Here is a 9,915-nt window from a genome sequence, read left to right on the forward strand (position 1 = left end):
AGTGGCGTATATGCTGTACTTCCAAAAGATATCCCTGATAGGCTGGCTCTGGCTATGCTCGATGTAGCAGGCGCTCCTGCTCAGGTAGAGCGGCTTGTAAAAAAAGGCATGACTGTGGGAATAACAGGTGGTGGAGGAAAATCCGGTGTTCTCTGTTCCTACCAGGCTAAAAAAAATGCTGGAGAAACCGGAAAAGTTATAGTCGTAGAATACTCAAAAGAAAATGCAAACAGGATTGAAAAATTAGGGCTGGCGGATGAGGTTATTATAGCCGATGCCACAAAACCCGTAGAGGTCTATGAACAGGTGTTAACCTCTACTAATGGTGAACTCTGCGATGTTGTGATAAACAATGTAAACGTCGAAGGTACTGAGATGTCATCTATATTGATAGCAAAAGATCTGGGAACGGTTTATTTTTTCAGTATGGCAACTTCCTTTACAAGAGCAGCTCTTGGAGCTGAAGGAGTTGGAAAGGACATCACGATGATTATCGGCAATGGCTATGCCCGGGGACATGCAGAATTAAGTCTTAACATTCTTCGGGAAGCACCTGAAATAAGAGAACTCTTCGAAAAATTATATCAGTAATGGAGGGTTTATATGAGAGATTATAGAGAGATTCCTATTTGGAAAGACGTTTCTAAAGACAATTGGAACGATTGGAAATGGCAAGTCAGAAATCGGATAACAACCCTTGAAGGTCTCAGACAGGTGATAAATATCACCGATGAAGAGGCTCTCGGTATCGAAAACTGTCTGAAAACATTAAGAATGGCTATCACTCCATATTATGCCACTCTTATGGATCCTGACAATCCCAGGTGCCCCATAAGGAGACAGGCAGTGCCTACGGAGAAGGAACTCCAAATAGGCAGATGGGATATGCTTGATCCATTGCACGAAGATGAAGATTCTCCTGTACCGGGTTTAACCCATAGATACCCCGATCGTGTGCTTTTGCTGGTTACTGACCAGTGTTCAATGTATTGCCGCCACTGTACTCGAAGGCGTTTTGCCGGTCAATTAGACCGTCCGAGATCAAAAAAAGATATCGATGCCGCCGTTGAATATATCCGGGAAACCCCGGAAGTAAGAGATGTGCTGTTATCAGGCGGAGATGCCTTGTTGTTGGGGGATGAGGTGCTCGAATATATACTTAAAGAGTTGAGAAAAATCCCCCATGTGGAGATAATCCGGATTGGTACCAGAACACCGGTAGTCTTGCCACAAAGAATAACTCCCAGTCTTGTGAACATGCTTAGAAAATATCATCCAATTTGGGTAAATACACATTTTAACCACCCGAAGGAAATCACTCCCGAATCAAGCAAGGCCTGTGAAACGTTGGCAGACGCCGGTATTCCCCTCGGAAATCAAAGCGTTCTTCTTAGGGGAATAAATGATAGCCCCTACATTATGATGGAATTGGTTCATCAGCTTGTTAAGATAAGAGTTAGACCTTATTATCTCTATCAATGTGATATGTCAAAAGGCATCTCTCATTTTCGCACCTCGATAAGAAAAGGCATTGCCATAATGGAGGCTTTGATTGGTCATACATCGGGTTTTTGTATTCCCACTTTCGTTGTTGATGCTCCTGGTGGTGGAGGGAAGATCAGGGTTATGCCACAATATATGGTTTCGCAGTCAGACCGGACGGTGGTGCTGAGAAACTACGAAGGCGTTCTTACAACATACCATGAGCCAGAAGATGTGGATAGCGATGTTGATGATTCTGAATACAGAGCAAAGTACAAATTAAGCGGTGTAGCAAAATTACTCGATGGAAAGCAAATAAATCTGGAACCCACAGAACTCGAAAGACGCGAAAGAATAATGCGCTGGAAAGAACGAAGGAGGGCAAAAAATGAAATACGCTGAAATAGTGCCCGGATACGTATATACTGAAGAGCGTGTTATAACCGATGAAATGGTGAAGTCTTTTGCGAAAATCACCGGGGACGACAACCCTATTCACCTCGACGATGATTTTGCGGCAAAAAGTATTTTCAAAGCCAGGATTGCCCATGGTATTCTGACTTTGGGGCTTGTTTCTGCCGTTCTTGGCAGGAAGTTTCCCGGTCCGGGAACGATATATTTGAAGCAAGACGCGACCTTTAGAAGGCCTGTTTACATCGGTGAAAAAATACAAATAAGAATTGAAGTGCTGGAAAAGATCGAAGAAAAATCCAGATTGCTTTTGTCAACAGATGTTATAAACGAAAAAGGCGAAAAAGCACTTACCGGACAGGCTCTGGTTCTATTCAGAGAGGATGAAGAAGAATAAGCTTCATTGATAAAATTTTGAAGCTAAAAAGCCTTTCAGTAATAGGGCTTGAGAAAAATACCGGAAAAACCGAAAGCCTGCGTTATATTGTAAAGCTCATAAAACGCGAGAATCCAAGGCGTGTTCTTTGCCTTACTTCTATTGGACTCGATGGGGAAAGTGTCGATCAGGTGACACTCACCCCAAAACCTGAAATCATCATACACGAAGGTGACCTTTTCGCTACCAGCGAGGTCCATTACAAAGAGAAAAAATTTCTCTCTGATGTCTTATGGGTAAGCGATAGCCGAACAGCTCTTGGAAGAGTGGTGCTTTCAAGGGCTCTTGAGAATGGAAAAGTTATGCTGTCCGGTCCGTCCACTTTGTATGGGATAAGAGAACTGATGAAAGTCGCTAAAACATGCGGAATGGAGTTTTTTCTACTGGATGGGGCCCTATCAAGGCGTAGTATTGGTTCGCCCTTTTTATGTGAAGGTGTGGTATTGGCAACTGGTGCAGCACTTTCTCTGAATCCCAGTGAAATTGTGAAAAAGACCCTTCATGTAATTGGGTTAATGAAATTGCCTGTTGATCCTATGGCTGAATATTTCGAAAAACTCAGTGAAGGTATTTGGTTGGCAAAAGATAGTGTCTTTGAAAAATTACCGGTTGGAACCGTTCTCAACAACACTGCTCTCGTGCTGGATCGACTGGAAAAGGGCTGCAAACTCTACCTTTCAGGTTCACTTACAGAGAGCTTCGTAAGGCGTCTTATTGATAGGGGTCTTCAAAAAGATGTAACTCTGGTAGTTAAAGATTACACAAAAGTGTTCCTTTCCCCAGAAATTACGGAGCTTTTTTTTAACAGCGGTGGGAAGCTCAGAGTATTGAGAAGTCCCAGACTTATTGCTGTCACTTTTAATCCCTTTTCACCCACCGGATACAGCCTCGATTCTGTGGAGATTCTGAATATTCTCAGAAAATTTTTAGACATTCCCGTCATAGATGTTATGGAAGGTGAAAACCTTGGATAGAGAGAAACTCTTCGAAGCCACAGGCTTCAAATTCATTATCAACCAACTGGATTTAAAAACAGGTTTTGGCAGAAGAAAGCTAAAAGAGCTTGCTTTCATGAAAGAACCCGGTTTGATAGAAAAAGAGCTCGAAGAACTTTCCATGTTCATCGAGCACTTCAGTGACGAAAATGTTCTGAAAAAACTCAAACAAAGATTGTCGCTGTTAAAGGATATATCAGGAACTATTGAAAGACTTAAACAAGGAGAAGAACTGGACGATATAGACCTCTTTGAGCTAAAGGACTTTTTGCTCACTTATGAAGATTTGAGAGAAAATATACAACTCCCTGAATTCTTGCCAAAGATAGTCGCAAATGAACTTCTGAATCTTTTAGATCCAGAAGGACTTAAACTCAGAAACTTTCATATATACAGTGCTTATTCAAGCGAACTTACCGCTATTAGGCAGGAAAAAAGAGCAATAGCAAATCTTAGCCAGGCAAAAGATGACATACAGGAAAGAATAAAAACCTTAAAACTCAAGGAAATGGAGCTGGAACACAAAATAAGGCAAAAACTATCAAAAGAATTTCGCGATAACATAGAGAAAATAACTGCAATAGTAGAGCTCATAGCGAGAATAGACTTTCTTCAGGCAAAAGCTGTTCTAGTTCAGAAGTATAACTTGAGTCGTCCTATGCTTTCAACTAAAACCGTGAGATTTCGAGGGCTTTTTAACCCCGAAATAAAAGAAATTCTCAGGTCTCACCATAGAGAATTTCAGCCTGTTGATCTCCTGATAAAAAAAGGTGTTTGTGTAATCACAGGCGCCAACATGTGCGGAAAAACAGTGCTCTTGAGGACTATTGCACTTGCTCAGCTGATGTTTCAATACGGTTTTTATGTTCCTGCAAAAGAAGCTGAGATGGTACCGTTTGAAGGGATTTTCTTTTTTTCGGGAGACTATCAATCGTATAAAAAAGGTCTTTCTTCCTTCGCTGCTGAAGTATTGGAATTGAAAGAGGCAATAAAGCATGTAAAAGAACGCTGGCTTATACTTTTTGATGAACTCGCGAGGAATACAAACCCTGATGAAGGCAAGGCATTGGTGAGCTCCATTTCAGAATTTTTTTCTAATAGTTGTTGCTACACAATGATAACAACGCACTACAGTGGCATCGCTGAAAAAGGATTAAGGCATTACCGTGTAAAGGGTTTGAGAGAAAAGTTACCTGAAAAGCTCGACTCGCCTGTATCTCTTGTTGAATACGTTGACTATTCGTTGGTAGAATTGAAAGACGAACTTGGAGAAGTGCCGCATGAAGCACTCAAAATAGCTGAGATATTTGGATTGGACAAAGAAATAATAAAAAAGGCAAAGAGAAAGCTTTTAAAGGGGGAATAACGCTGTGACTGCAAGCAGTAAATTAGGCCTGGATTTCAATAAAGTAAATCGTGCTAGAGAATTGGCGAGAGATATAGCTTCTGATGTTCAAAAATTTGTGGAACATCATACAACTGTCAGCGTAGAGAGAACGATATGCCGTCTCTTAGGTATTGATGGCGTAAGCGAAGCTGGGATACCCTTGCCTAACGTTGTTGTTGATAAGATAAAGGAGAAGGGACTACTTGGTGATGGTATAAGCCTTTATTTGGGAAATGCCATTCTCGAAACAGGTCTTTCTCCCCAGGAAATTGCCGAAGGGATTTCAAGAGGCGAGCTGGACATAACGGAGCTTCCAATGCGCAATGTGGATAGTATAAAAGCAGTCCTTGAGCCATTGGTAGATAAAAGCATTGCTATTATAAAAAGTAACCGAGAAAAAAGAGAGAACTTGATTGCAAGGCTTGGTGAAGGCCCTCAGCCTTATCTATATGTTATTGTGGCCACCGGCAATATCTATGAAGATGTTGTTCAAGCTCAAGCGGCTGCAAGGCAAGGAGCTGACATAATAGCAGTAATACGATCAACTGGTCAGAGTTTGTTGGATTATGTGCCTTATGGCCCCACAACGGAAGGGTTTGGCGGAACTTTTGCTACTCAGGAAAACTTCAAGATTATGAGAAAAGCCCTTGATGAAGTGGGTGAAGAAGTGGGAAGATATATTCGGCTATGCAATTATTGTTCCGGCCTGTGCATGCCGGAAATAGCTGTCATGGGAGCTTTTGAAAGGCTTGATGTCATGCTCAACGACGCTTTATATGGAATCCTTTTCAGGGATATAAACATGCAGAGGACGATGATTGACCAATTCTTCTCGAGAATAATAAATGGTTTTGTTGGGGTTATAATCAACACCGGTGAAGATAACTATCTCACAACGGCTGATGCCTATGAAGCGGCTCATACTGTACTTGCGTCACAGTTCATAAACGAACAGCTCGCTCTTATTGCAGGTATTCCAGAAGAGCAAATGGGCCTTGGTCACGCCTTTGAAATGAATCCTGAAATAGAAAATGGATTTCTTTTCGAATTGGCACAGGCTCAGCTGGCAAGAGAAATCTTTCCAGAGGCACCGCTAAAATACATGCCGCCAACAAAATATATGACGGGCAATATTTTCAGGGGGCATATTCAAGACGCTCTTTTCAATGTTATCTCCATCTGGACAAAACAGGGAATACAATTGTTGGGCATGCTCACTGAAGCGATACATACCCCGTTCATGTCAGACCGCTACCTATCAATAGAGAATGCCAGATATATTTTCAACAATCTGAGAAATATAGGCGATGAGATACAGTTCAAAGAAGATGGAATAGTTCATCGGAGGGCGAATCAAGTGCTTCATGAAGCCACTGAACTGCTTGAAGAGATAAAAAAACTGGGATTGTTCGGTGCTCTGGAAAAGGGAATCTTTGCCGATATAAAACGAAGCCGTAATGGTGGTAGGGGATTAGATGGTGTTGCCGAAAAAACCGAAAATTATTTCAATTTATTCATACCGAAAATGCTGGAAGGTGAAAAAGCATGAGTGGACTCTATTCCATGGAAAAAAGGAACTTTGACAGGACGTTGAATTTGAAAGCAGTCAAACCCTATGGAGATACGATGAATGATGGAAAGGTACAGCTTAGTTTCACCCTGCCCGTAAAAGCTGGTCCGGAAGCAGTAGAGGCAGCGAAGCAATTGATGAAAAAAATGGGTTTGAATAATGCTCAAATTGTTTACTGGAAAGAGCTCACGCCGGGTTTTACCTTTTTTGTAGCTTATGGAGAGTGTGTACACAGCGTTGATTATACCGCTATAAAAGTGCCTAAGATTACCGTTAAAAAAATGAGCATGCAGGAAATAGACAACTTTATACGTGAAAATATCGGTCGAAAAATCATCGTTATTGGTGCGACAACAGGTACAGATGCGCACACGGTGGGAATAGATGCCATAATGAATATGAAGGGCTTTGCCGGGCACTACGGTCTGGAACGTTATGAAATGTTTGAAGCCCACAATTTGGGAAGCCAGGTTTCAAATGAAGAATTCGTAGCGAAGGCGATAGAATTAAATGCCGATGCTCTTCTCGTCTCTCAGACAGTTACAGCTAAAGATGCCCATATAAAGAACATGACAGAACTTGTAGAGCTTCTGGAAGCTGAAGGAATTCGTGATAAGGTTATTCTCATCGCTGGCGGTGCGAGGATAACACATGAACTTGCAAAAGAATTGGGGTATGATGCTGGATTTGGACCCGGAACCTTCGCTGAAGATGTTGCCTCTTTTATTGCCCATGAACTTCGCAGGAGAATTGATAAAAATAGGTAAAATGCTACAATTTGTACATTACTCACAAAGGAGTGGTGACATGAAAGTCCTTGTAGTTATCAATCCAATGGCTTCAAATGGGAAAGCGCTCAGTGATTATAAAGAGAAAATTCAATCGCTTTTAAAAAAGGAGCTTGGAGATTACGATGAGAAATTCACAAAAGCTCCGGGCGATGCCATAGAAATAGCACGTCAGGCCAGGGGTTATGGAAAAATAGTCAGCGTAGGCGGCGATGGAACGCTGAACGAAGTAGTTAATGGGGTTATGCTTTCTGGGGCAGATATACCGGTTGGCATGATAGGAGTTGGAACCGGAAATGATTTTTCAAAGACCTTTGGCATTCCCAATAATTACGAAGTCATGGTAAAAAAAATCGCTGGAGATAATGTGTTTTTGAGCGATGTATTAGAAGTTGAGTACAGAAATTTTGAAGGAAAACAACAGAAAAGATATGCCATCAACGTTATTGGTGCGGGTTTTGATGCTGACGTTACTGCGAGAATGAACAAATCAAAGATAAAAGTGCGTGGCAAGTTAACCTATTTGATGTCTTTTCTCATCGAATTTATAAAGGCAAAGAGCTATTCTCTAAGTCTCAACATTGATGGAAAAGAAAGACCGATAAACTGCTTCCTTGTAGCCTTTGGAAATGGAAAGTTTTTCGGTGGTGGTATGAAAGCCTGTCCTTCAGCTGTGCCTGATGATGGCAAATTAGATGTAATGGGTATTGAAAAAATGAGTAAATTGAGGTTGTTGTATCATTTTCCAAAGATATATAAAGGCCAGCATATAAGCGTGCCAACTGTCTTTGAAACCCCGGCGAAATATGCGGAAATTCACTCAGCTGATGGAAGGAAAGTTATGTTTGAGATAGACGGAGAAATCATAGGTACATTACCCTTGAAGATAAGCGTTAAACCAAAAGCCTTGAGAGTTTTAATTTGAAAATTCAAGCCAGAGTATACCGGTATTGAACACTAAAAAGCTCTTCACTTTCGCTAAAATATTACCGATTATTTTTTCACCTGCACTACCGGTTGTTTCCTCATAATTACGCATGATGAGCTTTTTTAAACCGGCGTTCATATCAACCTGAACTTTAACTTCTTGAGGAAGAAAAACCCGGAATTTCCCAACGCCACCTTCTGCTTTCAGCGACATTGGATACACATCTGAAACGGATATATCAAAATCCATCACACCGGCATTTATCATCATGCTGTCTAGCATTATCCCGGATACGTCTAAATTGCCTTTGAGGACACCACCCTTCAGAGTTATCCTATAAAGAATGCCTGGAAATAGTTTGATAATCAAGCTGTTTCTTCCACGCTGGATCCATGTGTGTTTAATTCCTATATTATATTGAACAACGTTATTTTGACTATTCTCATTAACATAAAATCCGTCACCAGCCGAGATTTCATATTCGATAACACCAGCTGAGTTTTCTGCAGGACTTTCAACTTTTTCTATGTTCACGGTGCATATGCTGGAATCTATATTCAACTCTACCACAGTGTCTTGGCTTAAAACTCCTTTGGTGAGCAGGTCACGCGTACCTGATTGATAAGTGAAACTAATGGGAGTAGGCCACAGGAGAAGGAAAAACAGGTACCCAAGTATAAGTATGGCATTGACGTACTTCAGCCATTTTAACCCCTTTATTCCTGAAAGAAGGCTGATTCCAATAAAAATCAGTATCAAAGGCCATGTCGATGTGAAATTGTCAATGAAATTAGGCAGAGAACCAAGGCTGAAATATCCGAGAACGATAAAAATGCCTATGAAAATAAGAAACAAGCCAAGAGCGAATCTCATAATCCTACTCTTTCCTCAATGATTTTAAGATGATGTAACCACCGCCGGCAATCAACATAAGCCCCAGCATGAACTTCCAGAAAAAGACGCTGAAGGTACCAGGAAGCAACAAAAAAAGACCGATAACAATTACAACAATTGCTATCAAAAGCTTTCCGCCGCTTTCAGCATTCCATGTTTTTCCCCTGGTATTTGGGCTTTTTTCCTCGAAGGGTTCTTCCTTTTCGCTTTCTTCATCACTTACGGGTTCACGTGGGACGATTATCATTGCAAGAATATATAAAAGAATACCAACACCCCACACAAAAGCTGTAAGAGCCCAGAGTAACCTGACTACTGTTGCGTCGACTTCAAGGTATTCGGCTAATCCACCACAAACACCGTCAATCACCTTGTTTTTTCTGGATTTATACAACTTTTTCATCAAGATATCACCCCCATCTATGCTAATGATAACACAAACTTTTCATATGTCTTTGGCGCTTCTTCTTTGAAACGTTGAAAAAATGGGGTGGCTAAAAGCCACCCTCAATTTTTCGTTTCTACTTTTAAAATACTACAACCAAACTTTCTTATTTCCACGTCAACGCTTTCCAGAGATTCAAGAGATTCAAGCTCAACTATCGCCTTGTTTCTTTCCATGACAACATCACAATTTAGCAATCTCTTTACCGCATCGGCTACCTTATGTGCTTTTTGTACGGTTTCTAGCCCACCAAGCGTTAATACAACACGCATCATATCCCTCCATCTTCATGATTCATTACTATGCTGCCATTAAAAAGCTTTTCAGTCAAGGGGATGAGGAATTTTAAAAAAATGTGAAAAGTCTCACAAAAGTTAAACAAGCTCGTAAAACTGGTAAGACTCTTTTAAGCCAAAAGTCCTTGTTTCCTGCTACAATAACCACCGGTGAATTCAATGTCCCGATGATATAGAAATCATGCTAACCCCACCCCTGTTCAAAGATTCCCCGTCTTGAACACAGAAACAGCCCCATAGCGGGGCTGTTTCTGTTTTAAAAACTCAATATATATCAAATTCT

At 41.1% G+C, this 9,915-nt stretch carries 10 protein-coding genes and 1 pseudogene; 8 read left to right on the forward strand and 3 right to left on the reverse strand.

From position 1 onward, the window contains the following. The 8 genes and pseudogenes from AC3LHT_RS05460 to AC3LHT_RS05495 all read left to right on the forward strand — a co-directional run. Positions 1–591: pseudogene (locus AC3LHT_RS05460) on the forward strand (L-erythro-3,5-diaminohexanoate dehydrogenase); the annotation flags it as partial. A 12-nt stretch (positions 592–603) separates the two neighbouring features. Beyond that, entirely contained in the window at positions 604–1,884 is a 1,281-nt protein-coding gene (kamA, locus tag AC3LHT_RS05465; RefSeq protein ID WP_488662208.1) for a lysine 2,3-aminomutase, read from the forward strand. Further along, positions 1,871–2,290: a MaoC family dehydratase gene (locus tag AC3LHT_RS05470; protein WP_290665908.1), complete on the forward strand. Its 420-nt coding sequence runs from the start codon at positions 1,871–1,873 to the stop codon at positions 2,288–2,290. The genes kamA and AC3LHT_RS05470 overlap by 14 nt, the downstream gene beginning before the upstream one ends. A gap of 17 nt (positions 2,291–2,307) precedes the next feature. Continuing rightward, positions 2,308–3,303: a lysine 5,6-aminomutase reactivase subunit KamB gene (gene kamB / locus AC3LHT_RS05475; RefSeq protein ID WP_290646877.1), complete on the forward strand. Its 996-nt coding sequence runs from the start codon at positions 2,308–2,310 to the stop codon at positions 3,301–3,303. Continuing rightward, on the forward strand, positions 3,296–4,690 hold the full coding sequence (gene kamC / locus AC3LHT_RS05480; protein ID WP_488662209.1) for a lysine 5,6-aminomutase reactivase ATPase KamC: 1,395 nt from the start codon (positions 3,296–3,298) through the stop codon (positions 4,688–4,690). The genes kamB and kamC overlap by 8 nt, the downstream gene beginning before the upstream one ends. A gap of 4 nt (positions 4,691–4,694) precedes the next feature. Continuing rightward, the gene (kamD, locus tag AC3LHT_RS05485) at positions 4,695–6,260 is read left to right on the forward strand and encodes a lysine 5,6-aminomutase subunit alpha (RefSeq protein WP_488662210.1); all 1,566 of its coding nucleotides are present in this window, start codon (positions 4,695–4,697) and stop codon (positions 6,258–6,260) included. After that, positions 6,257–7,048, forward strand: a complete 792-nt coding sequence (gene kamE / locus AC3LHT_RS05490) for a lysine 5,6-aminomutase subunit beta (protein WP_488662211.1) — start codon at positions 6,257–6,259, stop codon at positions 7,046–7,048. The genes kamD and kamE overlap by 4 nt, the downstream gene beginning before the upstream one ends. Further along, complete coding sequence (locus tag AC3LHT_RS05495) at positions 6,933–7,994, forward strand: diacylglycerol/lipid kinase family protein (protein ID WP_488662212.1); 1,062 nt, start codon at positions 6,933–6,935, stop codon at positions 7,992–7,994. The genes kamE and AC3LHT_RS05495 overlap by 116 nt, the downstream gene beginning before the upstream one ends. On the opposite strand, the gene AC3LHT_RS05500 is transcribed toward AC3LHT_RS05495, so the two are convergent. From AC3LHT_RS05500 to AC3LHT_RS05510, 3 genes are all read right to left on the reverse strand, one after another. Further along, a complete protein-coding gene (locus AC3LHT_RS05500) occupies positions 7,986–8,870 on the reverse strand; it encodes a toast rack family protein (protein ID WP_488662213.1) in 885 nt (294 codons plus the stop codon). The two genes, AC3LHT_RS05495 and AC3LHT_RS05500, sit on opposite strands and share 9 nt — an antisense overlap. A gap of 4 nt (positions 8,871–8,874) precedes the next feature. After that, positions 8,875–9,294 (reverse strand): PspC domain-containing protein, encoded by a 420-nt coding sequence (locus AC3LHT_RS05505; protein ID WP_290646883.1) that lies wholly within the window; start codon positions 9,292–9,294, stop codon positions 8,875–8,877. Between the two features lie 104 nt (positions 9,295–9,398). Then, positions 9,399–9,608 carry a hypothetical protein gene (locus AC3LHT_RS05510; protein WP_290646884.1) on the reverse strand — a complete coding sequence of 70 codons (210 nt, stop codon included), beginning with the start codon at positions 9,606–9,608 and terminating at the stop codon, positions 9,399–9,401. Positions 9,609–9,915 lie beyond the last annotated feature (307 nt).

The organism is Kosmotoga sp., assembly GCF_982836095.1.